23 protein-coding genes are annotated in these 25,696 nt (G+C 74.9%); 12 read left to right on the top strand and 11 right to left on the bottom strand.

What is annotated here, in order from left to right:
- The first annotated feature begins 3 nt into the window (after positions 1–3).
- Complete coding sequence (locus ACIQUT_RS08400; RefSeq protein ID WP_403560763.1) at positions 4–654, top strand: response regulator; 651 nt, start codon at positions 4–6, stop codon at positions 652–654.
- Positions 655–790: 136 nt separating this feature from the next.
- Entirely contained in the window at positions 791–1,951 is a 1,161-nt protein-coding gene (locus ACIQUT_RS08395) for an ROK family transcriptional regulator (RefSeq protein ID WP_403560761.1), read from the top strand.
- A 163-nt stretch (positions 1,952–2,114) separates the two neighbouring features.
- Here ACIQUT_RS08395 and ACIQUT_RS08390 read toward each other — a convergent pair whose 3' ends face one another.
- Complete coding sequence (locus tag ACIQUT_RS08390) at positions 2,115–2,873, bottom strand: GntR family transcriptional regulator (protein ID WP_403560759.1); 759 nt, start codon at positions 2,871–2,873, stop codon at positions 2,115–2,117.
- Between the two features lie 342 nt (positions 2,874–3,215).
- On the opposite strand from ACIQUT_RS08390, the gene ACIQUT_RS08385 reads away from it, so the two are divergent.
- The 4 genes from ACIQUT_RS08385 (at position 3,216) to ACIQUT_RS08370 (ending at position 9,176) form a co-directional block, all read left to right on the top strand.
- Positions 3,216–4,070 (top strand): alpha/beta fold hydrolase, encoded by an 855-nt coding sequence (locus ACIQUT_RS08385; protein ID WP_403560758.1) that lies wholly within the window; start codon positions 3,216–3,218, stop codon positions 4,068–4,070.
- A 106-nt stretch (positions 4,071–4,176) separates the two neighbouring features.
- The gene (locus ACIQUT_RS08380) at positions 4,177–5,811 is read left to right on the top strand and encodes an alkaline phosphatase D family protein (protein ID WP_403560756.1); all 1,635 of its coding nucleotides are present in this window, start codon (positions 4,177–4,179) and stop codon (positions 5,809–5,811) included.
- Between the two features lie 147 nt (positions 5,812–5,958).
- Positions 5,959–7,416 (top strand): GNAT family N-acetyltransferase, encoded by a 1,458-nt coding sequence (locus tag ACIQUT_RS08375; protein WP_403560754.1) that lies wholly within the window; start codon positions 5,959–5,961, stop codon positions 7,414–7,416.
- Positions 7,417–7,451: 35 nt separating this feature from the next.
- A complete protein-coding gene (locus tag ACIQUT_RS08370) occupies positions 7,452–9,176 on the top strand; it encodes a DUF885 domain-containing protein (RefSeq protein ID WP_403560752.1) in 1,725 nt (574 codons plus the stop codon).
- A 93-nt stretch (positions 9,177–9,269) separates the two neighbouring features.
- Here the strand turns inward: ACIQUT_RS08370 and ACIQUT_RS08365 are convergent, their stop codons facing one another.
- Positions 9,270–9,821, bottom strand: coding sequence for a rhodanese-like domain-containing protein (locus ACIQUT_RS08365; RefSeq protein ID WP_403560750.1), 552 nt, complete (start codon positions 9,819–9,821; stop codon positions 9,270–9,272).
- A gap of 94 nt (positions 9,822–9,915) precedes the next feature.
- On the opposite strand from ACIQUT_RS08365, the gene ACIQUT_RS08360 reads away from it, so the two are divergent.
- On the top strand, positions 9,916–10,362 hold the full coding sequence (locus ACIQUT_RS08360) for an Lrp/AsnC family transcriptional regulator (protein ID WP_403560748.1): 447 nt from the start codon (positions 9,916–9,918) through the stop codon (positions 10,360–10,362).
- Here the strand turns inward: ACIQUT_RS08360 and ACIQUT_RS08355 are convergent.
- The 3 genes from ACIQUT_RS08355 to ACIQUT_RS08345 form a co-directional block, all read right to left on the bottom strand.
- Positions 10,352–13,363 carry an AAA family ATPase gene (locus ACIQUT_RS08355; RefSeq protein WP_403560746.1) on the bottom strand — a complete coding sequence of 1,004 codons (3,012 nt, stop codon included), beginning with the start codon at positions 13,361–13,363 and terminating at the stop codon, positions 10,352–10,354. The two genes, ACIQUT_RS08360 and ACIQUT_RS08355, sit on opposite strands and share 11 nt — an antisense overlap.
- On the bottom strand, positions 13,360–14,532 hold the full coding sequence (locus ACIQUT_RS08350) for an exonuclease SbcCD subunit D (RefSeq protein ID WP_403560744.1): 1,173 nt from the start codon (positions 14,530–14,532) through the stop codon (positions 13,360–13,362). Before ACIQUT_RS08350 ends, ACIQUT_RS08355 begins: the two co-directional genes overlap by 4 nt.
- 119 nt (positions 14,533–14,651) lie before the next feature.
- Positions 14,652–15,278 carry a YigZ family protein gene (locus ACIQUT_RS08345; protein WP_403560742.1) on the bottom strand — a complete coding sequence of 209 codons (627 nt, stop codon included), beginning with the start codon at positions 15,276–15,278 and terminating at the stop codon, positions 14,652–14,654.
- A 114-nt stretch (positions 15,279–15,392) separates the two neighbouring features.
- On the opposite strand from ACIQUT_RS08345, the gene ACIQUT_RS08340 reads away from it, so the two are divergent.
- Positions 15,393–15,797: a CoA-binding protein gene (locus tag ACIQUT_RS08340; RefSeq protein WP_403560740.1), complete on the top strand. Its 405-nt coding sequence runs from the start codon at positions 15,393–15,395 to the stop codon at positions 15,795–15,797.
- Here ACIQUT_RS08340 and ACIQUT_RS08335 read toward each other — a convergent pair.
- Positions 15,775–16,374, bottom strand: coding sequence for a helix-turn-helix domain-containing protein (locus ACIQUT_RS08335; RefSeq protein WP_403561635.1), 600 nt, complete (start codon positions 16,372–16,374; stop codon positions 15,775–15,777). The two genes, ACIQUT_RS08340 and ACIQUT_RS08335, sit on opposite strands and share 23 nt — an antisense overlap.
- Positions 16,375–16,481: 107 nt before the next feature.
- On the opposite strand from ACIQUT_RS08335, the gene ACIQUT_RS08330 reads away from it, so the two are divergent.
- Positions 16,482–17,348, top strand: a complete 867-nt coding sequence (locus tag ACIQUT_RS08330; protein WP_403560738.1) for an EamA family transporter — start codon at positions 16,482–16,484, stop codon at positions 17,346–17,348.
- Between the two features lie 9 nt (positions 17,349–17,357).
- On the opposite strand, the gene ACIQUT_RS08325 is transcribed toward ACIQUT_RS08330, so the two are convergent.
- Positions 17,358–18,263, bottom strand: coding sequence for an acyltransferase (locus ACIQUT_RS08325; protein ID WP_403560736.1), 906 nt, complete (start codon positions 18,261–18,263; stop codon positions 17,358–17,360).
- Positions 18,264–18,418: 155 nt separating this feature from the next.
- Here ACIQUT_RS08325 and ACIQUT_RS08320 point away from each other — a divergent pair, with 155 nt between their 5' ends.
- Positions 18,419–18,979: a gamma carbonic anhydrase family protein gene (locus tag ACIQUT_RS08320; protein ID WP_403560734.1), complete on the top strand. Its 561-nt coding sequence runs from the start codon at positions 18,419–18,421 to the stop codon at positions 18,977–18,979.
- Between the two features lie 51 nt (positions 18,980–19,030).
- Here ACIQUT_RS08320 and ACIQUT_RS08315 read toward each other — a convergent pair whose 3' ends face one another.
- The 4 genes from ACIQUT_RS08315 to ACIQUT_RS08300 form a co-directional block, all read right to left on the bottom strand.
- On the bottom strand, positions 19,031–19,699 hold the full coding sequence (locus ACIQUT_RS08315; protein WP_403560732.1) for a DedA family protein: 669 nt from the start codon (positions 19,697–19,699) through the stop codon (positions 19,031–19,033).
- 77 nt (positions 19,700–19,776) lie between these two features.
- The gene (locus tag ACIQUT_RS08310; RefSeq protein WP_403560730.1) at positions 19,777–22,329 is read right to left on the bottom strand and encodes a beta-glucosidase; all 2,553 of its coding nucleotides are present in this window, start codon (positions 22,327–22,329) and stop codon (positions 19,777–19,779) included.
- Between the two features lie 115 nt (positions 22,330–22,444).
- Positions 22,445–22,651: a hypothetical protein gene (locus tag ACIQUT_RS08305; RefSeq protein WP_403560728.1), complete on the bottom strand. Its 207-nt coding sequence runs from the start codon at positions 22,649–22,651 to the stop codon at positions 22,445–22,447.
- Positions 22,648–23,100 (bottom strand): DUF4442 domain-containing protein, encoded by a 453-nt coding sequence (locus ACIQUT_RS08300; RefSeq protein ID WP_403560726.1) that lies wholly within the window; start codon positions 23,098–23,100, stop codon positions 22,648–22,650. The genes ACIQUT_RS08305 and ACIQUT_RS08300 overlap by 4 nt, the downstream gene beginning before the upstream one ends.
- A 96-nt stretch (positions 23,101–23,196) precedes the next feature.
- Here ACIQUT_RS08300 and ACIQUT_RS08295 point away from each other — a divergent pair, with 96 nt between their 5' ends.
- Both ACIQUT_RS08295 and ACIQUT_RS08290 read left to right on the top strand, forming a co-directional pair.
- On the top strand, positions 23,197–24,234 hold the full coding sequence (locus ACIQUT_RS08295) for a hypothetical protein (protein WP_403560724.1): 1,038 nt from the start codon (positions 23,197–23,199) through the stop codon (positions 24,232–24,234).
- A 132-nt stretch (positions 24,235–24,366) separates the two neighbouring features.
- Positions 24,367–25,668 carry an MFS transporter gene (locus ACIQUT_RS08290; protein ID WP_403561634.1) on the top strand — a complete coding sequence of 434 codons (1,302 nt, stop codon included), beginning with the start codon at positions 24,367–24,369 and terminating at the stop codon, positions 25,666–25,668.
- Positions 25,669–25,696 lie beyond the last annotated feature (28 nt).

The following is a 25,696-nucleotide window of genomic DNA, read 5'->3' as shown; positions in this document are numbered from 1 at the left end:
GGGGTGCCGGTTACCGTACTTCTCGTCGACGACGAACCCCTGGTGCGCGCGGGTCTGCGCGCGGTCCTTGACTCCCAGCCCGACATCGAGGTGGTGGGCGAAGCGGCCGACGGAGCCTCCGTCGTCCCGCTCGTGCGGCAGCTCCGGCCGGACGTGGTGGCGATGGACGTGCGCATGCCGCTGCTGGACGGGATAGAGGCGACCCGGGCGGTGCTGCGCAGCGTGGAGGCGCCGCCGAAGATCCTGGTGGTGACCACCTTCGAGAACGACGAGTACGTGTACCAGGCGCTGCGGGCCGGGGCGGACGGGTTCCTGCTGAAGCGGGCCCGCCCGTCGGAGATCGTGCACGCGGTCCGGCTGGTGGCCGAGGGCGACACCCTGCTCTTCCCCGCGGCCGTCCGGTCCCTGGCCGCGGAGTACGGGAACCGGGCGGCGCGCGCGGTCCTGGAGCGGGCCGCGCTGACCGAGCGCGAGGAGGCGGTGCTGCGGCTGATGACGCGCGGGCTGACCAATATGGAGATCGCCCGCGAGCTGATCGTCGGGGCCGAGACCGTGAAGTCGCACGTGAGCGCCATCCTGAGCAAGCTGGGGGCCCGGGACCGGACCCAGGCGGTGATCACCGCGTACGAGTCGGGGTTCGTCTCCCCGGCGTGACGGGAAGGCCTGCATCCGGATACGGCTCCCCTGCGTGACGGGGAGGCCGACGTCCGACGGCGGGGCCGGTTCTCGCCGTCTGACCTGGGGCGCAGTACCATCCGGCAGACAGGCTCGCCAGCTGGGAGGACAGACGTTGGGGCAGCTGACCGGCGGAGATCCTTCTCTGCTCCGGCGGATCAACTCGGCCGTGGTGCTGCGCGCGCTGCGCGCCGCCCAGTCGCCGACGCTCACCGACCTCACCCGGGCGACGGGGCTGTCCCGGCCGACCGTCGAGGGCGTCGTGGAGGGGCTGATCGGCACCGGGCTCGTCGTCGAGGCGGATGCCGCGGAGGGCGCCCGCCGCCAGGGCCGGCCCGCCCGCCGCTTCCGCTTCCGCGCCGAGGCCGGACACCTGCTCGGCATAGAGATCGGCTCCCACCGGATCGCGGTGCTGCTGTCCGGGCTGGACGGGCGGGTGATCGGCGCCGGCACCAAGGACGTCGCCGAGACCGCGACCGCCGACGAGCGGCTGGAGCGCGTACGGGCCGCGGTGGCCGATCTGCTGCGCCGGGCGGGCGTACCGCGGGACTCGCTGCGGGCCGTCGGCGTCGGCAGCCCCGGGATCGTGGAGGCGGACGGCACGGTGCGCCTGGGCACGGCGCTGCCGGGCTGGACCGGGCTGCCACTCGGGGACCGGCTGCGGCGGTCCTTCCGCTGCCCGGTCCAGGTGGAGAACGACGCCAACGCGGCGGCCCTCGCCGAGCACTGGAAGGGCGCCGCGCAGGACGCCGACGACATGGTGTTCGTGATGGCCGGGCTCAGCCCGGGGGCCGGCTCGCTGATCGGCGGCCGGCTGCACCGCGGGTTCGGCGGGGCCGCCGGCGAGATCGGCGCGCTCCATCTGCTGGGCCGCGAGGCGACGCCCGAGCGGCTGCTGTCGACCACCGGCGAGCCGCTGCACCCGCTGGACGAGCAGGCGGTGGCGGACGTCTTCGCGATGGCCGAGCGGGGGGACGAGCGGGCCGTGGCCGCGGTGCAACGATTCATCCAGCGCCTGGTCCACGACGTGGCGGCCCTGGTCCTGGCGATGGACCCGGAGCTGGTGGTGGTCGGCGGCTGGGCGGCCGGCCTGGACGGTGTACTGGACCCGCTGCGCCGGGAGCTGGAGCGCTACTGCCTGCGTCCCCCGCGGGTGGCCCAGTCCCTGCTCGGCGAGGCGGCGGTGGCCACCGGAGCGCTCCGGCTGGCGCTGGACCAGGTGGAGGAGGAGCTCTTCGCCGTGGAGAAGACGGTCACCTCGCGCCGCCGCCGCTGAACAGCACTTCCTACACGGCCGTAGACGGCGGTACACGGCGGGCCCGTACCCGCGAGGCCCCGTGCACACGTGTCCGGCCGTACGCGTACGGCCCCCGTCCCGGCGGGTGCCGGGACGGGGGCCGTCGGGTGCGGGGCGGCGCGCGGGAGGTGCGCGCCTCGGGTCAGGAGGCGGCGCGGGCCTCGTGCGCTATCTCCACGTCGCCCGAGTCGCCGAACGTGAGGCGGCAGGTGTCCGCGCGGTACGTGGCGACCGATACGGCCGCCGTGCCCGCGGCGGTGAAGTAGCGGGTGGTGACCACCAGCACCGGGGCTCCGGGCAGGCGGTCCAGCTCCTTGGCGTCGTCGGCGCGGGCCGAGCCCAGCTCGACCGAGCGGTCCTGGCCGTCGAGGGCGAGCCGCTGGAGCTCGCGCAGCACTGCGCGGGCGCGGGCGGCCCCGGCCGGCGCGTCGATGGCGGACAGGCCGGGCACGGAGGCGGCGGGCACGTACAGCAGCTCGGCCGCGACGGCCTGGCCCTGGGTGACCCGGGTGCGGCGCACGGTGTGGACGGGCTGGTCGGCGGAGCCGCCCAGCAGCTTCAGGGCGGCGGCGGGCACCGGCGCGTCGACGGCGTCGACGACCTCCCAGCCGTCGGCGGCTTCGCCGGGCCAGCTGTGGCGGGGGGTTCCGACGGCGACGCCGACCCGGGGCGGGGCGACGGTGGTGCCGACTCCGCGGCGGCGCTGCAGGCGGCCTTCCAGTTCGAGCTGCTCCAGCGCCTGGCGCAGGGTCGCGCGCGCCACGCCGAAGCGGGCGGCGAGCTCCCGCTCGTTCGGGAGGACCTCACCCACGGCGAAGTCCTGGTCGAGCGCCTCGCTCAGGACGGTCTTCAGGTGCCAGTACTTCGGCTCCGGCACCGTTTCCAGCTGCGTGGTCCCCACCCTGACTCCTCCTGCCATCGCTGCAATCGCCGTGTTCCAGCGGCAGTTACGCGCCTTTGTTTATTAAAGGTTCCTGCACTATCCCTGCGACCATAGGGTCGGTGCGGGACCTTGGTCAAGACCAATCCTCACCTCTTTACCGGGCACATCGGGCATACGGATCAAGCCGTTCATACGATGTTCGTGCCACCCACAAGGGCATGCAATGCGAGGTGAGGCGATCCGGACTCCGCTGCTCCGACACGCGCCACAGGCTTGTAGTCAAGGCCTACCGGACGGTAATCATGACCATAGCGATTACTGACAGCCTGTCTCACACGCGTCCACCCGACGAGGAGCAGCATGACCGCCACGGTCTCCTTCCCGATCGACTCGCCGCTGGGCCCGCGCACGGCCACGGTCGCCTACGAGCGCAGGGGCTCCGGCGAACCGCTCCTCCTGCTGCACGGCATAGGCCACCACCTCCAGGCCTGGCACCCGGTGACCGACATCCTGGCCGCCGAACACGACGTCATCGCCGTCGACCTGCCCGGCTTCGGCATCTCGGAGCCCCTGCCCCACGGGGTCCCGTACGACCTCGGCACCGTCGCCTCCGCCCTCGGCTCGCTCTGCGCGGCCCTCGGCGCCGAACGCCCGCACGTCGTCGGCAACTCGCTCGGCGGCCTCCTCGCGCTGGAGATGGGCCGCAGCAGCCTGGCCCGTACGGTCACCGCGCTCTCCCCCGCCGGCTTCTGGACCGAGGCCGAGCGCAGGTACGCCTTCGCGACCCTGCGCGCGATGCGCGTCGGCGCGCTGGCCCTGCCGCTGTCCACCCTGGAGCGGCTCTCGCACAGCGCCGCCGGGCGGACCGCCCTCACCGGCACCATCTACGCGCGCCCGGCCCGCCGTTCGCCCGAGGCAGTGGTCGCCGAGACCGTCGCCCTGCGCGAGGCGACGGGCTTCGAGGAGACCCTGGCGGCGGGCCGCTCCGTACGGTTCACCGAGGACGTCCCCGGCCTGCCGGTCACCATCGCCTGGGGATCCCGCGACCGGCTGCTGCTGCCCCGCCAGGGGGTGCGGGCCAAGCACGTCGTGCCCGATGCCCGGCTGGTACGGCTGCCCGGCTGCGGCCACGTCCCGATGAACGACGACCCGGCGCTGGTGGCGCGGGTGGTCCTGGACACGGTGCGGAAGGCGGCGGACACCGGGGCGGGATGACCGTCCGGCGGCTGTTCATCCGGGGTTCGCGTGTGCGACGCGGGCGGGCCGGGGTGCCTCGGCACACTGGTCCGACCCTTCCCCGGCCGGCCCTGGAGACGCTCCGATGGCACCCATGCCGTACACCCGACGGTCCCTGCTCGGCGGTTCGCTCGCCGTTCCGGTGGGCCTTGCCCTGTCCGGCGCGGCCGGCACGCGGGCGTTCGCCGTGTCCACCGCCACCGCCGGTTCACCCCTGGGCTCCGCCGGACCGGCCGCCGCCCCGGCCTTCACCCGCTCGGGCCGCCCGAGCGCGCCGTGGGGCGTCCAGTCCGGTGAGATCACCGCCCATTCGGCCACCGTCTGGACGCGCTCCGACCGCCCGGCGCGGATGCACGTCCACACCTCCCCGAGCGAGTCCTTCCGCTACGGGGTCCGCCATCACGGCGGCCCCTACCTCGCCCCCGGCACCGACTGCACCGGGACCGTGACCCTGCGCGACCTGCCCCCGGGGCAGCAGATCCACTACCGCGTCGTCCTGGCCGACCCGGACGACCCGCGCCGCTGCAGCCGGCCCGTGCAGGGCTCGTTCCGGACCACTCCCGTCTCGCGCCGCCGGAACGTGCGCTTCGTCTGGTCCGGGGACCTGGCGGGCCAGGGCTGGGGCATCAACCCCGACCTCGGCGGCTACCGCGTCTTCGACGAAATGCGGCTGCGCGACCCCGACTTCTTCCTCTTCAGCGGGGACACCGTGTACGCCGACGGGCCGATCCAGGCCTCCGTCCCGCTGCGCGACGGCGGGATCTGGCGCAACGTCACCACCGTGGAGAAGTCGAAGGTCGCCGAGACCCTGGACGAGTTCCGCGGCAACTTCCGCTACAACCTGCTCGACCGCAACCTGCGCGACTTCAACGCCCAGGTGCCGGTCCTCGCCCAGTGGGACGACCACGAGGTGCGCAACAACTGGTACCCCGGCCAGCTGCTGGAGGACCCCCGCTACACCGTCCGGGACGTCGATGCCCTCGCCTCCCGCGCCCGCCGGGCCTTCGGCGAGTACTTCCCCGTCACCGACCTCCGCGGCGGCCGCGCCGAGGGCCGGATGTACCGGGTGATGCGGTACGGCCCGCTCCTCGACGTCTTCGTGCTCGACATGCGCACCCACCGCAACGCCAACTCCCCCGGCCGCCAGACGGACGACCCGATCGGCATCCTGGGCACGGAGCAGCTCGCCTGGCTCAAGCGCGAGCTGTCGCGCTCCCGCGCCGCCTGGAAGGTCATCGCGGCCGACATGCCGCTCGGGATCGTCGTCGCCGACGGTGCCGTGAACTTCGAGGCCGTGGCCCAGGGCGACCCGGGCGCGCCGCTGGGCCGTGAGCTCCAGATCGCCGAACTCCTGCGCCACATCAAGCACCAGCGCATCACGGGCACCCTGTGGCTGACCGCGGACGTCCACTACACGGCTGCGAACCACTACGCCCCCGAGCGGGCCGCGTTCGGCGACTTCGCACCGTTCTGGGAGTTCGTCTCCGGCCCGATCGGTGCGGGCGGATTCCCGGCCGGGAAGCTGGACCCGACGTTCGGTCCCCGGACGGAGTTCGTGCAGTCGGCCCCGTTCGCGAACATGTCGCCGTCCGAGAACCCCCCGTACTACGGGGAGGTCGAGATCGACGGCGGCTCCGGGGAGCTCACGGTGCGGTTGCGGCGCCAGGGAGGCGGCGTGCTCTTCACCAGGACGCTCCAGCCCGGCCGCGTGGGCCAGTAGGGCGAGGGGGGCAGGAGAGCGAGGGGGCGGGCCAGGAGGGCAGGCACGGGGCGCGGAAATCAGGGCGAAATCGACCAGACGGACGCTTAACCAGTCGGTCACAGATCGTTCGTGACCACGCAACACCCCTGCGTCACAGTGGCATGCATGACTGAACGCCTGCACGCCCCCGCCCACCGCCCCCACCGCCACCACCACTGGCGCCGCGATGTCGTCGAGCTGGCCGCGCTCTTCTGCGCCGTCGCGGTCGCCGACGGCATCGCCAACCTCGTCGTGCACGGCCCGAAGGGCCCCGTCCTGCTGGTCGCCTCGGCCGTCGCCCTCCTGGTGACGGCGGCGTTCCACACCTGGTGGGCGCGCCGCCACAGCCACGCGCCGCCGCCCGCGAGCACGGCCCCCTCCGATACGGGTGCCGCCGGCCCTGCGGCGACCCCGGCGGCGGGCACCCCCGGCGACGGCCCGTCCGCCACGGCCTCGCTGTGGCGGATGCGGACGACCGTGCGCGACGAGCCCGGCAGCCTGGCCGCCCTGTGCAGCGCGCTCGCCGCCCGCGCGGTGGACATCCTGACCCTGCAGACGCATCCGCTGCCCGAGGGCGGCACCGTGGACGAGTTCCTGCTGCGCGCCCCGCAGCTGCTGCCCTCCGCCGAGCTCGCCCGCGCCGTCTCCGGCGCCGGCGGCAGGGACACGTGGATCGAGCGGGCCGACGCGCACGACCTCGTCGACACCCCGACCCGGCTGCTGGGCCTGGCGACCCGTACCGCCCTGGACGCCGCCGAACTGCCGCTCGCGCTGCGCCAGCTGCTCGGCCGCTGCACCATCCACTCCATCCCGGCGACCAGCCTCTCCGGCCGTCCCAACGCCGGCGCCGACGCCCCGGTCGAGGGGGTGCTCGAAGCGACCGTGATGCGGCTGCGCGACCCCTCGGGCGGTGCCCTCACCGTGGAGCGGCCCCATCTGCCGTTCACCCCGACCGAGTTCGCCCGCGCCCGGGCCCTCGTCGAGCTCGACGCCCGGCTCGGCCCGCGCATCCCGCGCAGCCAGGACGTGCTGACCCTGCCCGAGGGCAACGACCTCACCGTGCGCCGCGCCGACCAGGCCGACCTGCCGGCCGCCCGGGCGATGCACGACCGCTGCTCCGAGCGCACCCTGGGCCTGCGCTACCACGGCCCCGTCGCCGACGCCGACCGCTACCTCGACCACCTGCTGAGCCCCCGCTTCGGCCGTACGCTGGCCGTGACCACCGCCTCCGGCAAGCTCGTCGCCCTCGGCCACCTGCTGTGGGACGGGGACGAGACCGAGGTCGCGCTGCTGATCGAGGACGACTGGCAGCGCCGCGGGATCGGCTCCGAACTGCTGCGCCGGCTCGTCGCGATGGCCGTCGAGGCGGGCTGCGCCAGCGTGTACGCCGTGACCCAGTCCTCCAACACCGGCATGGTCGCGGCCATGCGCGGCCTCGGCCTCCCCCTCGACTACCTGGTCGAGGAGGGCACGCTGGTGATCACCGCCCGTCTCGCCAGGGCAGCCGTCGGCAGCCGGCTCCCGTACGGGCGGCCGGGCGCCGGCCGGTCCACACAGCGTCAGCAGGCCGACAGCGAACGGTGATGACGCGGACCCTCCGCGCGTACGAAGATGTCCGCATGTCAGACACCCTCCGCAGCGACATCGCGTCCCGGCTGCCGCGCCAGGTCGCCGATGCCTACGTCGACGACCTCATCGCTCTCGACCCCATCACGGGCACCTACCTCGGTGTCGTGGCGAGCTCGGGCAGCCTCCCGGACTTCTCGCCGGCCGGCCGTGCGGCCGTGGCCGACCTGGCCCGCTCCACCCTCGCCCGGCTCGACGCCGCCGAGCGGCTGCCCGGCGCGGACAGCGACGCCGAGCGCCGCTGCGCCCGCCTGCTGCGCGAGCGCCTCACCGCCGAACTCGCCGTGTACGAGGCCGACGAGGACCTGCGCACCGTCAGCAACATCCACTCCCCCGCGCACGCGATCCGGGAGGTCTTCCCGCTGACCCCGGCGGACACGGACGAGGACTGGGCCGCGATCGCCGAGCGGATGCGCGCGGTCCCCGCCGCCCTGGCCGGCTACCGCGAGAGCCTTCAGCTCGGGCTCGACCGCGGCCTGTACGGCGGCCCGCGCGCCACCGCCACCTTCATCGGCCAGCTCACCACCTGGGCCGGTGAGGACGAGGACGCTTCCGGCGACGGGAGCACCGCGGGCGGCGGTTTCTTCGGCGAGTTCGCCGCCCACGGCCCGGAGGCGCTGCGCGGCGAGCTGGAGCAGGCGGCCGGCACCGCCACCGCCGCCCTCGCCGCCCTGCGCGACTGGATGCGCGCGGTGTACGAACCGGCGGTCTCCGGCGCTCCGGACGCGGTGGGCCGCGAGCGCTACGCCCGCTGGTCGCGCTACTTCAACGGCACGGACCTGGACCTGGACGAGGCGTACGCCTACGGCTGGTCGGAATACCACCGGCTGCTCGCCGAGATGAAGACCGAGGCGGCCAGGATCCTGCCCGGCGCCGGCCCCTGGGAGGCGCTCCGGCACCTGGACGAGCACGGCACCCACATCGGTGTCGATGAGGTCCAGGCCTGGCTGCAGGGCCTGATGGACGAGGCCATCGAGAACCTGGACGGCACCCACTTCGAACTCGCCGAGCGGGTCAAGCGGGTGGAGTCCCGGATCGCCCCGGCGGGCGGCGCAGCGGCCCCGTACTACACGAGTCCCTCCGAGGACTTCTCCCGTCCCGGCCGGACCTGGCTGCCGACGATGGGCCTGACCCGATTCCCGGTGTACGACCTGGTCTCCACCTGGTACCACGAGGGCGTTCCGGGCCACCACCTCCAGCTCGCGCAGTGGGCGCACGTCGCGGACCGGCTCTCCCGCTACCAGGCGTCCGTCGGCCTGGTCAGCGCCAATGTCGAGGGCTGGGCGCTGTACGCGGAGCGCCTGATGGACGAGTTGGGCTACCTGAAGGACGCCGAGCAGCGCCTGGGCTACCTCGACTGCCAGATGATGCGGGCCGCGCGGGTCATCGTGGACATCGGCATGCACCTGGGCCTGGAGATCCCGGCGGACTCGCCGTTCCACCCCGGTGAGCGCTGGACGGTGGAGCTGGCGCAGGAGTTCTTCGCGCAGCACAGCAGCCGGCCGGCGGACTTCATCGAGAGCGAGGTGACCCGCTACCTGTCGATGCCGGGCCAGGCGATCGGCTACAAGCTGGGCGAGCGCGCGTGGCTGCTGGGCAGGGGCAATGCCCGAGCCGCGCACGGCGAGGCGTTCGATCTGAAGGCATGGCACATGGCGGCGCTGTCGCAGGGCTCGCTGGGCCTGGACGACCTGGTGGACGAGCTGTCGCAGCTCTGATCCGGACCCGGGCCCGCGGCACCCCGGTTGCTTGGACGGGCCGCCCGCCTCCCCTCGGGGAGCGGGCGGCCCGTCCGGCTGTCCGCGGCGGTGTCAGCAGCCGCAGTCGTCGGAGTCGGTGGGGGCGGTCAGCGGGTCGGCCTCGCCGCGCTGCTGCCTGCCCTGCCGGGTCTCGACCTCGAAGCCCTCGCGGATCCAGTACTCGATGCCGCCGAGCATCTCCTTGACCTGGAAGCCGAGCCGGGCCAGGGCGAGCGCGGAGCGGGTGGCTCCGTTGCAGCCGGGGCCCCAGCAGTACGTGACCACGGGGAGGCTCCTGTCCAGGAGCTGCTCGGCCTGCTCGGGGATCAGGGCGGTGGACAGGTGGATCGCGCCGGGGATGCGGGCTTGGTCCCAGGCGGGGGTGGAGCGGGAGTCGATCAGCTGGAATCCGGGGTCGGCGCCCTGCTCGCGGTGGGCTTTGAGGGCGGTGGCGACGTCCGACACGTCCGCGTGGAAGGCGAGGCTCGCGGCGAAGTAGGCGGCGGCCGCGGCCGGGGTCGCCGGGGGAACGCGGAGTACGGGGTTCTCGGGCGCCGCGGAAGGGGCCGGGGCGGCGGCAGCGGCCGGGGCAGTGGGGGCGTCGGGGTGCTGTGTCGTCGTCATGTCACCGAATCTATGAGCCTATTGATCACCCAGGAAGGGTGATTCCCCGGCCCTCCTCTTGTTTCACCGGGGATTCCCCTGCTACACCTGCCGGGTGACCGAGTATTCCCCCGACGCCACCGACTGGCGCATCCTGGCCGCCCTCCAGGAGGACGGCCGGGCCAGCTTCGCCGACCTCGCCCGCGCCGTCTCCATGTCGGCCAGCGCCGTCACCGAGCGGGTGCGCCGCCTGGAGGAGACCGGCGTGATCACCGGCTACACGGCCGTGGTGAACCCGGAGAAGCTGGGCAAGTCGATCCTGGCGCTGGTGCGGCTGCGCTATCCGCACGGCAACTACAAGCCGTTCCACGATCTGCTGGAGGCGACTCCGGAGATCCTGGAGGCCCACCACGTCACGGGCGACGACTGCTTCGTGCTGAAGGTCGCCGCCCGCTCGATGGGCCATCTGGAGGAGGTCGCCGGCCGCATCTCGGGGCTCGGCGCCGTCACCACGAGCGTCGTGTACTCCTCGCCGCTGCCCCGCCGCCCGCTCAGTCCGTGACGGCGGCGGTGCGGTGGCGGACCGCCGAGCCGCCGCGCTGTTTGACGACCTCCAGCTGGGCCTGCACCCGGGTCCTCAGATCGGCGACGTGGCTCACGATGCCGACGCTGCGGTCCCGCTCGCGCAGCGAGTCCAGTACGTCGAGGACCTCGTCCAGCGCCTGATCGTCCAGGCTGCCGAAACCCTCGTCGATGAAGAGGGTGTCCAGGCGTACGCCGCCCGCCTCGTCGGAGACCACGTCGGCGAGTCCGAGGGCGAGGGCGAGCGAGGCGAAGAACGTCTCGCCGCCCGACAGGGTGGCGGTGTCGCGCTCGCTGCCGGTCCAGGCGTCCACCACGTGCAGCCCGAGACCGGAGCGGCCGCGTCCGCTCGCCTTGGCGTCGGAGTGGACGAGGGTGTAGCGGCCGCCGGACATCTTCAGCAGGCGCGCCGTCGCCGCGGCCGCGACCTGCTCCAGGCGCGCCGCCAGGACGTACGCCTCCAGCCGCATCTTGCGCTCGTTGTCGGCGGAGGTGCCCGCGGTGAGGCCGGCCAGCCGGGCCACCCGCTCGTAGGCCTCGCGCAGCGGGCCGAGGGCGCGCAGTTCCTGCTCGGCCTGCCGGGAGAGCCGGTCCAGCTCCGCGCACCGCACCCGCGCCGCGTCGGCGGCGGAGGCGGCGGAACGCACCAGTACCTCGGCCCGCCCCGCCTCGGCCTCGGCGGCGTGCGGATCGGCCGGGGGCAGGGCGGCGGCGGCCGCGGTGTCGCTCTCGCCGCGGCGGTCGGCCAGCGTCGCCTCCTCGGCCTGCCAGGCGTCCAGGCGGCGCTGGAGCGCGCTGCGTTCGTAGTCCGGGAGCACGGCGTCGGCCGCCGCCTCGACGGTGTCGAAGCCGGCCTTGAAGGCGGCGTCGGCGAGCTGGCCGTCGGCCTCCTTGAGCCGGGCGGCGGCGGTCTCGGCGCGGCGCAGTGCGGTGGCGGCGGCGGAGACCATGCGGACCCGGTCCTCCAGGGTCCGGGCGCGGGCCGCGAGGGTGGGCGCGTCCCCCCGGAGCAGGGCGAGCTCGGCCTCCAGCGAGGCCTGCTCCCCGTCGAGGGCCTCGCGCCGGGAGGCCCGGGCGGCGGCCCGGCGCTCGGCGTCCAGCCGGTCGGCGCTGCGTACGGCGTGCTCCCGCTCGGCGCGGTCCAGCTGCTCGCGGGCGGCGTGCAGTCCGGCCGCGGCGGCGTGGGCTGCGGCGTGCCGGGAGCCGATGTCCGAGGTCAGGGCGAGGAGGTCGGCGGTGGTGGCGTCCCCGGCGGCGGCCGCGGCTCCGGCGCGGGCCTCCTGCACGGCGGCGAGGGTGCGCTCGACGGCGGCCCGCCGCTCCTCGGCCTGCTCGTAGCGGGCGTGGGCGGCGTCCTCGGCGGCCCGGTCCACGTGCCCGGGGGCGGGCCGGGCCGGGGCGGGATGCTCGGCCGCGCCGCACACCGTGCACGGCTCGCCCGCGACCAGCGCGGCGGCCAGCTCGGCGGCGATCCCGCGCAGCCGGGCCTCCTTGAGCTCCAGCCAGCGCTCCCGGGCCGCGGCCGACTCCTCGCGTACGGCCGCCAGTTCGCCCGCGGCGCGCTGCGCGTCGGCATCCAGCGCATCGCGCCGGCGGGCCGCGTCCAGGCGGATCCGGGCGGGCTCCAGCTTCCCGGCGAGCTGCTCGGCCAGGGTCGCGGCCTGCTGTGCGGCGTCCGCGCGGCCCGTGAGCACGGCGCGGGTGTCCTCCCAGCGGGCCAGCCACTCGGCGGACTCCCTCAGCTGCTCCTCGGCGTCGCGGGCCTCCCGGTCCAGGGCGGCCCGCTCGCGGCCGATCTCGGCGCTGCGCTGCTCGGCGCGGCGGCCCGCGCCCAGTGCGCCGAGGTCCTCCCGCAGCCGCTGTTCGACGCCGGCCAGCTGCTCCGGTCCGGCATCGGCCAGGGCCGGGGGCAGTTCGGCGCGGGCGGCAGCCTCCGCGTGGGCGGCGGCGAGGTGGGCGGAGGAGGCGGCTCCGCGCAGGTCCAGGGCGGGGGCGACGAGGGCGGCGCGGCCGGCCCGGTCGAGGAGTTCCCGGATCCGCTGCCGCTCGGGGGCGGCCTCGGCGAGGAGGGCGGCCCGGCGGGCGGTCTCGGCGTGCCGGCGCTGCAGCCGGTCGAGCTCGCGGGCCTCCTGCGCGGCCCGGCGGGCGGCGGCGTGCCGACTTTCGACGGCGGCCAGCGCGTAGTCGGCGACCGTGAGCCGCTCCCGGGCGTCGCACCGCGCGACGGCGGCCCAGGCCCGGACGGCTCCGGCCAGGCCGGGGTCGCCGGGCTGGTGGCCGGGCATCGGCCAGGCCCGCAGGCCGGCGCTGTCCCCGGCGGCCTGGGCGAGGCGCTGCGCGGTGCCGAGGACCTTCTCGTCGCCGGCCCGGACCCTGGCCTCGGCGGCCCGGCGGCGCTCGGCGAGCAGGGTTTCGACGGCGGCGAAGCGGCGGGTGTCGAAGAGGCGGCTCAGGAGGCGGCTGCGGGCCTGTTCGTCGGCGCGCAGGAAGCGGGCGAACTCGCCCTGCGGCAGCAGGACGACCTGGCAGAACTGCTCCCGGCTCATGCCGAGCAGCTGCTCGATCTCCTCGCCGATCTCCTGGTGGGAGCGGCTGAGGGCGGTCCACTGCTGCCCGTCGTACTCGCGCAGCCGGCTCTGCGCCTTGTCCTTGGTGGTGCCAGTGCCGCGCTTCTTCGGCCGGTCCTGTTCGGGGCGCCGGGTGATCTCCAGGCGCCGTCCGCCGGCGGTGAGTTCGAGGGTGACCTCGGTGGGGGTGCCGGGCGCGGCGTGGTCGCTGCGCAGGGCGGCGCCGGGGGCCTGGCGGGCGCCGGGCACGGATCCGTACAGGGCGAAGCAGACGGCGTCCAGGACGGAGGTCTTGCCCGCGCCGGTGGGTCCGTGCAGCAGGAAGATCCCGGCGGCGGACAGTGCGTCGAAGTCGATGTCCTGGGGTTCGGCGAAGGGGCCGAAGGCGGTGATCCGGAGCCGGTGCAGCCTCATCGGCGGGCCTCCTGTCCGCCGTCGGCGGCCGCGGTGGTGCGCACGTCCTCGAAGGCGGCCTGGAGCACGGCCCGTTCGGCCTCGTCGGCGCCGCCGCCGCGCACGTGGGCGACGAAGTCCTCGGCGATCTCCTGGTCGCTGCGGCCGCGGAGCCGCTGGGCGTAGGTGGCGCCGCCGTCCTCCTCGCGGCCCTCGGGGTCGAAGGCGAGGCTGAGGGTGTGCGGGAAGCGGGCGGTGAGGCGGGCCATGGGGTCGTCGGGGCGTACGGGGTCGGTGAGGGTGGCCTCGATCCAGGAGTCCTCGTGCGCGGTGTGCGCCGGGTCGTCGAGCAGCGCGGCGAGGGGGCCGCGGAGCCGGGCAAGGGGCCGCGGGACGGGGGTGTCGATCCGCTCGGCGGAGATCTCCCCGGCCGGGCCGAGGTCGACGAGCCACACGGTCTTGCGGTGGCCGGCCTCGGAGAAGGAGTAGGCGAGCGGGGAACCGGAGTAGCGGACCCGTTCGTTGATGGTCTGGCAGCCGTGGAGGTGGCCGAGGGCGGCGTAGTCGACCCCGTCGAAGACGGAGGCGGGTACGGCCTCGACGCCGCCGACGGCGATGTCGCGTTCGCTGTCGCTGGCCTGGCCGCCGGTGACGAAGGCATGCGCGAGGACAACGGAGCGGGTGCCGGGGGCGCGCCCGGCCAGGTCGGCCCGGATGCGGTCCATGGCCGCGCCGAGGACGGCCTCGTGGCTGACCCGGTCGGCTCCGATGTGGTCCTTGACCAGGGCCGGCTCCAGGTAGGGCAGCCCGTACAGCGCCACGTCGCCGTGTGCGTCGGCCAGCACCACGGGGTCGGCGCAGCCGTCGGGGTTGGTCCTGAGGTGGATGCCGGCCCGGCCGATCAGGCCGGCCCCGACGCCCAGGCGGCGGGCGGAGTCGTGGTTCCCGGAGATCATGACGGTGGGCACGCCGAGGTCGGCGAGGCGGTGCAGGGCCCGGTCGAAGAGCTCGACGGCGGGCAGCGGGGGCACGGCCCGGTCGTAGACGTCGCCGGCGACGAGGACGGCGTCGACCTCGTGCTCGCGGACGGTCTCCACGAGGTGGTCGACGAAGGCGGCCTGGGCGCCGAGCAGGTTGACGCGGTGGAAGGACCGGCCGAGGTGCCAGTCGGAAGTGTGCAGGAGCCTCACTCGCCGGCCCTGCCGGCCGTCTCTCCGCGCATGCCCGTCCGCCCCCTGAATCGCATGAATCGCCTGAATCGCCGTGGCCGCCCGATGGCCCCCTCTACGCTAACGCCTCGCCGGCGTGCTCAGGGCGCGTACGTCTCACCGCCGAGCGCGAGGGCGGCGGTGCCGGCGGAGACGTCGGCGAGCCAGGCCTCGAAGCCGGGCAGGTCCGCCTCGGGGAGGGCGACCTCGATCTCGACGGCGGCCCCGTAGCGCAGGTCGACCACGGTCCGGCCGGTGGACCGCAGATCGTTCTGGATCTTGCCGGCGCGCTGGTGGTCGGCGGTGACGGTGGCCAGCCGGTAGCGGCGGCGGGTGACGGTGCCGAGCGTGTCGAGGGCCTCGCCGACGACGCCCCCGTAGGCGCGGATGAGCCCGCCGGCGCCGAGCTTCACGCCGCCGTAGTAGCGGGTGACGACGGCCACCGCGTACCGGATGTCGCGGCGCATCAGCATCTGCAGCATGGGGACGCCGGCGGTGCCGCCGGGCTCGCCGTCGTCGCTGGCCTTCTGGACGGAGGCGTCGGCCCCGATGACGTAGGCGTAGCAGTTGTGCGTGGCGGTGGGGTGCTCGCGGCGGATGCGCGCCACGAACTCCTGGGCTTCCTGCTCGGTCGCGGCGGGCGCGAGCGAGCACAGGAACCGCGAGCGGTTGATCTCGGACTCGTGCACACCCTCGCGGGCCACCGTCGCGTACTGGTCGGACTTCACCGCTCCACCCTACGGGGAATCGGACATGCGTCCTTTCTGTTGTCGAATGCTGCGGTGCGGATCACCGGCCGCAACCGACGGGCAGGGCCCGGACGACTTCAGGAGGCGGCACGCGTGTACGGCGACCCGGCAACCATCCGCAGGATCCTCACCGAGCTCGGCGACACCTGGGCCGTCGTCGGCCTGTCCGACAACCGGGACCGGGCCGCGTACGGGGTCGCGCGCGTGCTGCAGCGGTTCGGGAAGCGGGTGGTCCCCGTCCACCCGAAGGCGGAGGCGGTGCACGGGGAGCAGGGGTACGCCTCGCTCGCGGAGATCCCGTTCAAGGTGGACGTGGTGGACGTGTTCGTCAACAGCGCCCTGGCGGGGCAGGTCGCGGACGAGGCGGTGGCCGTGGGCGCGGACGCCGTGTGGTTCCAGCTCGACGTGGTCGACGACGCCGCGTTCGCCCGTACCCGCGAGGCCGGCCTGGAGATGGTGATGGACCGCTGCCCTGCTATTGAGATTCCCGCCCTGTAGCGGCGCTGCCGACGGGCGGGATGGAGACGGCCAGGGTCATCTCCACCGGCTCCCCGCCGTCGTTGCGGTACGCGTGCCGGGTGTCGGCCTCGAAGGAGACGGCTCCGCCGGCCGGGACGGCGTACCGCTCGTCGCCGACCAGCAGGGTCAGCTCCCCGGCGGTGACGTGCAGCATCTCGAAGGTGCCGGCCGGGTGCGGGTCGGAGTCCCTGCCCTCGCCCGGCGCCAGGCGGTAGCTCCACATCTCGACGGGGCCGCGCCGGTCGTCGCCGAGGAGCATGCTCGCACCGCTGCCCGCCCCGGTGGCCCACATCCGTACGCCCTGCCCGGGCAGCACGACGTGCACGCGCGGGGTGCGGTCGCGGTCCAGCAGGGTGGTGATGCTCACACCCAGGGCGTCGGCCAGCTTCACGGTCGTGCCGACGCTGGGGTTCGTACGGGCCTGCTCGATCTGGATGATCATCCCGCGGCTCACCCCGGCACGGGCGGCCAGGGCGTCCAGGGTGAAGCCCCGATCGCCGCGCCAGTGGCGGAGGTTCCGGGCGAGCGCCTGTGTGAGCTGTTCGAAGTCCGACACCATTCCGTCCAAGATTCTGGATTTCCAAGTCCAATAGACTGAACTATCGTGCGGCGTACTCGACACTGCACCCCACCGTTCACCGCACTGTACTGCGAGGCCCCCGCATGACCGCCCTCTTCGCCCTGGCCACGGCCCTCATGTGGGGCCTCGCGGACTTCGGCGGCGGACTGCTGACCCGCCGGCTGCCCGCCCTGACCGTGGTCGTGGCCTCGCAGGTGCTGGCCGTCCTCGTGCTCGGCTCCGTCGTGCTGGCCACCGGGGCCTGGCGGGAAGCCGGGCCGCAGCTGTGGTTCGCCGTGGCCGCGGGGCTGGTCGGGCCCGTCGCCATGTTCAGCTTCTACAAGGCGCTGGCGCTCGGCCCGATGGGAGTGGTCTCGCCGCTCGGCTCGCTCGGGGTGGTCGTACCCGTCGGGGTCGGGCTCGCGATGGGCGAGCAGCCCGGGCTCGGCCAGGTCACCGGCATCGCGATCGCCGTCGTCGGCATCGTCCTGGCGGGCGGCCCGGAGCTGCGCGGGGCGCCCGTGCAGCGCCAGGCCGTGGTGCTGACCCTGACGGCCGCCTTCGGCTTCGGCGCCGTGATGGCGCTGATCTCGGAGGCCTCCAGCTCCGTGACCGGGCTCTTCCTCGCCCTGTTCGTGCAGCGGGTCACCAACGTGGTCGCGGGCGGCAGCGTGCTGTGGGTCCAGAGCCTGCGCGGCACCCCGGCCCTGCCCGAGGGCACCGGCCTGCGGACCCTGTGGCGGCTGCTGCCGGCCCTGGCCTTCGTCGGGCTCGCCGACGTCGCGGCGAACGGCACCTACTCCGTCGCCGCCCAGAACGGCCCGGTCACCGTGGCCGCCGTCCTCTCCTCGCTGTACCCGGTGATCACCGCGCTCGCCGCCTTCGCCGTCCTCCGCGAACGGCTGCGCGCGGTCCAGGCGGCCGGCGCCGGGCTGGCCCTCGCCGGAACGGTTCTGCTGGCGGCCGGCTAGCGACCCCGGTCAGCCGGACCGGCCGGCCGCGGCCGCGTCGGCCGTCCGCTGCCGCTCCGCACCGGCCGCGGCATCCTGACCGGCCGCGGCACCCTGCGCCTCGGCCACGGCCTGCTCCGCGTCGGCAACGGCCTGCTCCGCGTCAGCCGCGTGCTGCTCCGCGTCGGCCGCGCGCTGCTCCGCCTCCGCGAACTCCGCCAGAGCCCGGAGCTGCCCGGAGGTCATCCCGTCCGGGATCGGCACCGGGGGCGGCGTGCGCAGCGGCGGCTGCCAGCCCGTCTCCTCGGTCCACCGGCGCACGATCCGCGCCGGGGCTCCGGCCACCACGGCGTGGTCGGGCACCTCGCCGCGGACCACGGACCCCGCGGCCACCACCACGTTGCGGCCGAGCCGCGCCCCCGGGAGGATCACCGCGCCCGTGCCGAGCCAGCAGCCGGGGCCTATCTCCACCGGCTCGCTGCGCGGCCACTGCCGGCCGATCGGCTCGTGCGGGTCGTCGTAGCTGTGGTTGGTGGAGGTGATGTACACCCCCGGCCCGCAGAAGGTGTTGTTGCCGATGGTGATCGGGGCGTCGGCGATGACGTGGCTGTCCCGGCCGAGGACGACGCCGTCGCCGAGGACCAGTACCGGCTCGGTGCCGAGGTCGAGGCCCGGCAGCATCCCGGCCGTCAGGGTGACCTGCTCCGCGATGATGCAGCACGCCCCGAGGCGGATCCACGGCTCGCCGAAGACGGTGCCCTGCGGGAAGGCCAGCCGGGTGCCCTCGCCGATCGCGCCGAAGCGGAGCCCGCCCGTGGTCCGGTCGGTGACCGCACCGGCCTGCCGCATCCACCGCCAGACGCCGTGGGCGATCCGGCCTGCGACGCGGCGGCGCAGGGTGGTCAGGGATGAGAACGTGTTCTGGTTCTTCGGCACCGGGCCACGGTAACGCGCCGGGTGCCCCGGCCGCGCCGTGATCTTCACCCCATCGCCGGCCCCCGCCCCCGCGTGCCCTACGGTGCCGGTAGCGCGACACGTCAGGCACACCGGGCACACCAGGCCCGGAGGACACAGGACTGAGGAAGAGGAACATGACGGAACACGCGGACCTCGGCACGGCCGGCCGGGCATTCGTCGCGGGCGTGGGCGGCAAGAGCCCGCGGATCGACCCCACCGCCTTCACGGCGCCCACCTCCGTGGTGGTCGGCGACGTCACCCTGGCCCCCGGCGCCAGCATCTGGTATTCGGCGGTGCTGCGCGCCGACTGCGGGCCGATCGTCCTCGGCGCCGACAGCAACGTGCAGGACAACTGCACCCTGCACGTGGACCCCGGCTTCCCGGTCACGGTCGGCGAGCGGGTCTCCATCGGCCACAACGCCGTCGTGCACGGCTGCACCGTCGAGGACGACTGCCTGATCGGCATGGGCGCGACCGTCCTCAACGGCGCGGTGATCGGCGCGGGCTCACTGGTGGCCGCGCAGGCGCTGGTGCCGCAGGGCATGGTGGTCCCGCCCGGCTCGCTGGTCGCCGGGGTGCCGGCGAAGGTGCGGCGCCCGCTGACGGACGAGGAGCGCGAGGGCCTCAAGGTCAATGCCGCGATGTACGTGGAGCTGGCCGAGCAGCACCGCGCCGCGGTCGCCCCGGGCGAGTAGCGCGCCGGGCCGGGCCGGAGCATCCAGCCTGCCCGGCCCCGGCCCCTGCGCTCAGTGCTCGGCGGGCGCAGGCTCCGCAGCAGGCCCGGCAACGGGGTCGGTCGCAGGCCCGGCGGCGGCCGCCTTCTTCATCCGGCTGCGCATCACCAGCATCACGGTGACGCCGATGACCACGGCCAGCACCAGCGCCACCCACGAGAAGCCCTTCAGCCACGGCTCCGCGACGATCCCGATGGAGTAGATGACGGCCGTCGTGCCGCCCGCCCAGAGGATCCCGCCGAAGACGTTCGCGATGAGGAACTTCCAGTACGGCATGTGCAGCACGCCCGCCAGCGGCCCGGCGAAGATCCGCAGCAGCGCCACGAACCGCCCGAAGAACACGGCCCACATGCCCCACCGCTCGAAGGCGTGCTCCGCCTGGGCCACCTGGGCCGGCCCGAAGTGCTTGGGGAAGCGCCGCCCCAGCCGCTCCAGCAGCGGCTTCCCGCCCCGACGGCCGATCGCGTAGCCGATCGAGTCGCCCACGATCGCGCCGGTGGTCGCGCAGATCCCGAGGACCACGGGGTCGATCTCCCCGTGCTGGGAGGCCAGCAGCGCCGAGCTGACGAGGATGATCTCCCCCGGCAGCGGGATGCCGAGGCTCTCCAGCCCGATGACCAGGCCCACCAGGAGATAGATGCTGACCGCCGGAATATGCTCCAGCCATTCCTGGACGTGCACCGGTGCGCCCTCCTGATTCGTCCCGCCTCAAAGGCTCGCGTCCCGGCGCGTCCCGCGTGACACGCCGAACGAGCAGCCTATCTGTTCCCGGCGCCTGCCTCGACGACTGCCTCGGCGCGCAGGGGCAGGTCCCGGGAGGAGCGGCCCGCGAACACCGTGCGCCGGCCGGTCCCCGGCACCCACGCGTGCCGCTCCGGATCCCACGAGGACAGCGCCCGCGCATCGACGGCGACGGCGACCCGCCGGGTCTCGCCCGGTGCCAGGGTGAGCCGCCGGTAGCCGGCCAGCGCGCGCACCGGCTGGTCGAGGTCCAGCTCCGCGGAGGGGCCCACGTACACCTGGGCCACCTCGGTCCCCTTGCGGCGCCCGGTGTTGCGGACGGCGAACTCCGCGCGCAGTCCGCCGCGCTCCGGCCGCACCACCAGGTCCCGGTACTCCCAGCTCGTGTACGAGAGCCCGTGCCCGAAAGCGAACAGCGGCTCCACGCGCTGCGCGTCGTACCAGCGGTGGCCGGCGTGGACGCCCTCGGAGTACTCCTGCCGGCCGCCCACCCCGGGGTAGCGCAGCGGGTCCCCGCCGACCGGGGTCTGCTTCTCGTCGGCCGGGAAGGTCTGGGTGAGCCGCCCGCCCGGGTCCGTGTCCCCGAAGAGGACGGCCGCCGTGGCCGCGGCCCCCTCCTGGCCCGGGTAGTACATCTGCAGGACGGCTCCGGTGCGGGAGAGCCAGGGCATGGTCGTGCCGGAGGAGGTGTTGAGCACGACCGCCGTGCGGGGATTGGCCGCGGCGACGGCCTCGATCAGCCGGGCCTGGCCGCCGGGCAGCCCCAGCGAGGTGCGGTCGCTGCCCTCGCCGGTGTCCTCGTAGGCGAAGAGGACCACGCTGCGGGCGGCCTTCGCCGCCTTCACGGCCTCGGCGACATCGGCGGCCCTGGTCGCCCCCGTCGTGTGGCGCAGCCGGAACCGCCCGCCCGTGCCGCCGCCCTCCGCGAAGACGGCGAGGCGGTGGGCGCCCGCCGCGAGGGCGAGGGTGCGGCGGCGGACACTGAGCCCGTCGGGCGCGGAGCCGAGCAGTCCGCCCGCGAAGGACTCGGCCGCGCCCTGTCGTACGGGGAACAGCTCCTCCCCGTCGAGGCGCACGCTCGGCCGCCTGCCGGTGTAGTGGACGAGCAGCGTCCACTCGTCGTCCTCGGCGAGGGTGAACTCCCCTTCGTGGCTCCAGGTCCGCCCGGCGGGCACGGTCCGGTCGTCCAGGCCCGCGGCCGGGACCAGCAGGTCCGCGGGCAGCGTCCGGCCGTACAGGTCCTCGCCGAGGGCGTGGCGCACGGTGGCGCCGCTGCCGGCCCGGCGCCTGATCGCGGTGAGCGGGGCGGCCGCCCGGTCGGGCACCACGTGCGCGCTGCCGCCGCCGCTGACGAAGGGCACCTGCGCGGTGGGCCCGATCACGGCGATGGAGCGGGCGGCGGCTCCGGACAGCGGCAGGGTGGCGCGCTCGTTCCGGAGCAGGACCGCGCCGGCGGTGGCGACCCGGCGGGCGGTCCGCGCCCCGGCGCCCGGGTCGCGGGCGGGGCGGGGCGGGCGCTTGGCGTCGAGCAGCCCGAACCGGTCCATGGCGGCCAGGATCCGGCGTACGGCAAGGTCGACGGCGTCCTCGGGGACGGTTCCGGCGCGCACCGCCTCCCGGAGCGGGGAGCCGAAGTGCGTGCCGCCGGGCAGTTCCATGTCGAGACCCGCGCCGAGGGCGGCGACGGTGCTGTGCGCGGCGTCCGGGGCGGACACCACCCAGCCGTCGAACCCCCAGCGGCCGCGCAGCAGTTCGTCGAGCAGCGGCCGGCTCTCGCAGGCGCGGGTTCCGTTGACCTTGTGGTGCGCGCCCATCACGGCGCCCGCCCCGGCGGTGACGGCCGCCTCGAAGCCGCGCAGTTCCGTTTCGTGGAGGGTGCGTTCGCCGGCGATGACGTCGACGGTGTCGCGGCCGTGCTCCTGGTGGCCGGGGGCGAAGTGCTTGACGGCGGCGATCGCACCCTCGTCCTGGATGCCGCGGACGACCTCCGCGACCAGGTCGGCCGTCAGCCGCGGGTCCTCGGAGAAGGCCTCGGAGTTCCGGCCGGCGTACGGGGTGCGGATCAGGTTGGCCACGGGCGCGAGCAGGACGTCCTGGCCCAGGGCCCGGGCCTCCCGGCCGAGGGTCCTGCCGTACTCGCGGGCCAGCGCCGGGTCGAAGGCGGAGGCGAGCATGACCGGCGCGGGCAGCGCGGTGGCGGGGTGCGTGACGCGTACGCCGGCGGGCCCGTCGGCGAGCCGCAGCGGCGGGATGCCGACGCGCGGCACGCCGGGGAGGTAGCCGGTCTGGCCGAGCGGGGCCGGGTCGCGGCCGCCGTGCAGGAGGGCGGTCTTCTCGTCGAGGGTGAGCCGGTCGAGCAGGGCGTCGATGCGGGCCGTGCTCCCGGGCCGCGCGGGGCCGCCGGCCGGGGAGGCCGGGGCGAGCGGGCCGGGCAGGGCGGATGCGGCGGACGGGCCGGTACGGAGGTTGGCGCCGGGCGGCACCGCGGGGGTGCAGCCGGCCGCGCCGAGTGCCGCGCCCACCGCTGCGATCAGCCGCAGCGCGGATCGTCTGGGCACGGCCTCGCTCATGGCGCTCCCTGCGGCTCCGGTCTGCGGGAGCGGCCCGCGCCGGACCGCTCCCGGCGCCCACTGTGCCGTCGCACCGGCGCCCGGGCCCGGGGGCGCGCCACCGCGGTGTGCAGGTTCAGCCCTGCGGCGGCGGCCCGACGGTGCCGGCGGGGCGCCGGGCACCGTCCTGCACCTGCACGCGCGCCTCGGTGCGGTGCCCGCGGGCGTGGGCGCCGCGGCGGCGTTCGCAGGGGTTCCGGCCGTGCGGGAGCGCCCCGGAACGCGGGTGGGGCCGCGCCGTGACGGCGCGGCCCCACTCCTCCCCCGGGGAACGTGTGGTCATGCGTTGGGGCGCAGGGTCCACACGACGGTCATCTCGCCGGTCACGGCCTCGTCGTCGCGCTGGATGGCGATGGTGACCGGGAACTCGGGGCGGCCGCCCGCGTCGAGCTCGGCGACGACCTCGGCGGCCGGGCGGCCGAGGGTGGCGGTGGCCGTCACGACGCCCTTGGCGAGCTTCTTGTAGGCGATCTCGGCCTTCACGGCGAGCGGCACGGCGCGCGAGAGCTGGTCGCGGAAGGCGGCCAGGACGATGGCGCCGCTGGCGGACTCGGCGAGGGTGAACATGGCGCCGGCGTGCGGACCGCCCACGTGGTTGTGGTAGTCGGGCTGGTCCGGCAGGCGGACGACCGCGCGCTCCGGGGTGGTCTCCAGGAACTGGAGGTTCAGGGTCCGGGCCATCGGCACGGTCGCGGCGAGCAGTTCGCCCACATTCATCTGGTCTGCGCTCATGAGAGGCGATGTTACCCACGAGTAGATGCGCTTGACCAGACCTGTCAGGGGGGCGGCCGTGGCCCCTGTCGGCCACTCCCACTATCGTTACCGGCCATGTGGCCAGGACAGCAGCAGCCGCCCGGGGGACAGCAGGACCCTCAGGACGCGCAACACAATCCGTACCAGCAGCAGCCGCCGGGGCAGCCGGGACAGCCGAACCCGTACCAGCAGCAGCCCGGTTACGGGTACCCGCAGGCGGGCTACCAGGCGCCGACCCAGCCGTGGACCCAGCCCCAGCAGGCCGTACCGGCACCGCCGAGCGGCGGCGGTGGCGGTGGCGGTGGCGGCGGGCTCTCCACCAAGACGATCGCCATCGTCGCCGCGTCCGCGGTCGTCGTCGCGGCGGCCGCGACCGGCGCGTTCGTCCTGACCCGGGACGACGGCACGAACGACGTGGCCGACAACAATCCCCCGGCCTCGTCCGCCGCGCCGCAGTCGCCCGCAGCGTCCTCGCCGAGCGACAACCCGCGCGCCGGCGGCGACATCCAGCCCGTGATCCCGGGCTGGAAGGTCGTCGTCAACCCGAAGTACGGCACCGCCTTCGACATCCCGCCGGAGTGGAACGTCTCCAGCCCCGGTGTCATCGCCAGCTTCACGGACGACGTGAAGAAGGACGGCAAGCCGCTCATCAGCTTCTCCGCGCCGGCCTTCCTCAAGGAGGACTGGTGCGTGATCGACTCCGACAAGGACGGCCGCGAGGAGAAGACCGAGCTGGCCGGCAGCGGCACCAAGGGCGGCCAGGGCGCCAAGGACACCGCCGAGGCCGTGAAGAACGAGGCCGCCAACTGGGCGTTCGCCGCGTTCGCACAGAAGGCCCCGAAGGGCACGGTCAAGGTCTCCGAGCCGAAGGAGTACACCACTTCCTCCGGTCTCAAGGGCCACATGGCGACCGCGACCGCGATCGGTGTGCCCAAGGAGAACAAGTGCTCGCGCGACGGCAAGTCCATCGCGTTCAGCTTCAAGAACGCCACGGGCGACTTCTCCAGCTGGATCCTGTTCAGCGCCGCCGGCGTCCCGGGTGAGGTCCCGCAGGACACCATGGACAAGGTGCTCAGCTCGGTGCGCCTGCACGGCAACGGCACCAACGGCTGATCCGGAAGGACGCCTCCGGGCCCCGCGCCCGCCCGCACGACCACACGCCCCGGTCCGGTAATCGGTTTGGATTACCGGGCCGGGGCGTGAATAGTCCGAGGGGTGAGTCCTCCCCCCGCCTCGCCGTCCCGCATGCCCGGCCGCGGCCGGCCCTCCTGGGCCGGCCGCAACTACACGCTGCTGACGGCCGCCGCCGTCATCACCAACCTCGGCAGCCACGGAGCGCTCATCGCCTCGGCGTTCGCCGTCCTGGAGGACGGCGGATCCGCCGGCGACGTCGGCTTAGTGGCAGCGGCCCGCACCCTCCCGCTCGTCCTCTTCCTCCTGATCGGCGGCGCGGTCGCCGACCGGCTGCCGCGCCACCGCGTGATGGTCGCGGCCAACGCCCTCAACTGCGTCTCGCAGGGCGCCTTCGCCCTCCTCGTCCTCACCGGGGACCCGCAGCTCTGGCAGATGATGCTGCTCACCGCGCTCTGCGGCACCGGCACGGCCTTCTTCAACCCGGCCGCCGAGGGCATGCTGTTCGCCACCGTCTCCGCCGAGCACGCGAACCGCGCCTTCGCCCTCTTCCGGATGGCAGTCAGCGGCGCCGGCATCGGCGGGGCCGCCCTCGGCGGAGCGCTGATCGCCGCTTTCGGCCCCGGCTGGGTACTGGCCGTGGACGCGGCCGCGTTCGCCCTGGCCGGGCTCCTGCGCGCCGGCCTGGACGTGGGCCGGGTGACGGAGCGCGCGCCCGGCGGCGGCCTGCTGGCCGATCTGCGCGAGGGCTGGGTGGAGTTCCGGACCCGCCCCTGGCTGTGGGGGATCGTGCTCCAGTTCTCCGTGGTCGTCGCCGTCGTCGGCGCCGCGGACGCCGTGTACGGGCCCCTCGTGGCCCGCGACCGGCTGGGCGGGCCCGCCCCCTGGGGCCTCGCGCTGTCCCTCTTCGGTGTCGGCACCATCGCCGGCGCCGTGCTGATGATGGTGTGGAAGCCGCGCCGACTGCTGCTGGTGGGCACCCTGTGCGTGTTCCCGCTCGCGCTGCCGTCGGCGGGCCTGGCCGTGCCGCTGCCCGTGTGGGCGCTGTGCGCGGTGATGTTCGTCAGCGGCACGGCCATCGAGGTGTTCGGCGTGAACTGGATGACGGCCCTGCACCAGGAGATACCGGAGGAGAAGTTCTCCCGGGTCTCGGCCTACGACTGGTTCGGCTCGGTGTCGCTGCTGCCGCTGGCCACGGCCGTGGCCGGGCCCGTGGAGTCGGCCTTCGGCCGCACCGCCGCGCTGTGGGGCTGCGCCACGCTGGTCGTGGTGGTCACCGCCGCGGTCCTCACCGTCCCGGACGTCCGCCGGCTCACCCGCAGGCCCGGACCCGCGAAGGCCGGCTCGGCCGGAGTCCCGGCGGCCGCGCAGGATTCCGCCCCGGCGGCCGACGCCCGCGACAGGGCCGGGGACTGACCCCGCACCACACAGCGGCCGGCCCGCA

Source organism: Streptomyces sp. NPDC090445, assembly GCF_044769385.1.
Lineage (GTDB): Bacteria > Actinomycetota > Actinomycetes > Streptomycetales > Streptomycetaceae > Streptomyces.
The sequence above is the reverse complement of the archived record's forward strand: the minus strand, read 5'-3'. Positions and strand labels throughout refer to the sequence as shown.

What these genes read in the sequence shown, in the direction of transcription:
- ACIQUT_RS08385 (WP_403560758.1), top strand. Translation starts at nt 3,216, where the DNA reads ATGACCGCCACGGTCTCCTTCCCGATCGACTCGCCGCTGGGCCCGCGC.
- ACIQUT_RS08380 (WP_403560756.1), top strand. Translation starts at nt 4,177, where the DNA reads ATGGCACCCATGCCGTACACCCGACGGTCCCTGCTCGGCGGTTCGCTC.
- ACIQUT_RS08375 (WP_403560754.1), top strand. Translation starts at nt 5,959, where the DNA reads ATGACTGAACGCCTGCACGCCCCCGCCCACCGCCCCCACCGCCACCAC.
- ACIQUT_RS08370 (WP_403560752.1), top strand. Translation starts at nt 7,452, where the DNA reads ATGTCAGACACCCTCCGCAGCGACATCGCGTCCCGGCTGCCGCGCCAG.
- ACIQUT_RS08365 (WP_403560750.1), bottom strand. Translation starts at nt 9,821, where the DNA reads ATGACGACGACACAGCACCCCGACGCCCCCACTGCCCCGGCCGCTGCC.
- ACIQUT_RS08355 (WP_403560746.1), bottom strand. Translation starts at nt 13,363, where the DNA reads ATGAGGCTGCACCGGCTCCGGATCACCGCCTTCGGCCCCTTCGCCGAA.
- ACIQUT_RS08330 (WP_403560738.1), top strand. Translation starts at nt 16,482, where the DNA reads ATGACCGCCCTCTTCGCCCTGGCCACGGCCCTCATGTGGGGCCTCGCG.
- ACIQUT_RS08320 (WP_403560734.1), top strand. Translation starts at nt 18,419, where the DNA reads ATGACGGAACACGCGGACCTCGGCACGGCCGGCCGGGCATTCGTCGCG.
- ACIQUT_RS08310 (WP_403560730.1), bottom strand. Translation starts at nt 22,329, where the DNA reads ATGAGCGAGGCCGTGCCCAGACGATCCGCGCTGCGGCTGATCGCAGCG.
- ACIQUT_RS08305 (WP_403560728.1), bottom strand. Translation starts at nt 22,651, where the DNA reads ATGACCACACGTTCCCCGGGGGAGGAGTGGGGCCGCGCCGTCACGGCG.
- ACIQUT_RS08300 (WP_403560726.1), bottom strand. Translation starts at nt 23,100, where the DNA reads ATGAGCGCAGACCAGATGAATGTGGGCGAACTGCTCGCCGCGACCGTG.
- ACIQUT_RS08295 (WP_403560724.1), top strand. Translation starts at nt 23,197, where the DNA reads ATGTGGCCAGGACAGCAGCAGCCGCCCGGGGGACAGCAGGACCCTCAG.
- ACIQUT_RS08290 (WP_403561634.1), top strand. Translation starts at nt 24,367, where the DNA reads ATGCCCGGCCGCGGCCGGCCCTCCTGGGCCGGCCGCAACTACACGCTG.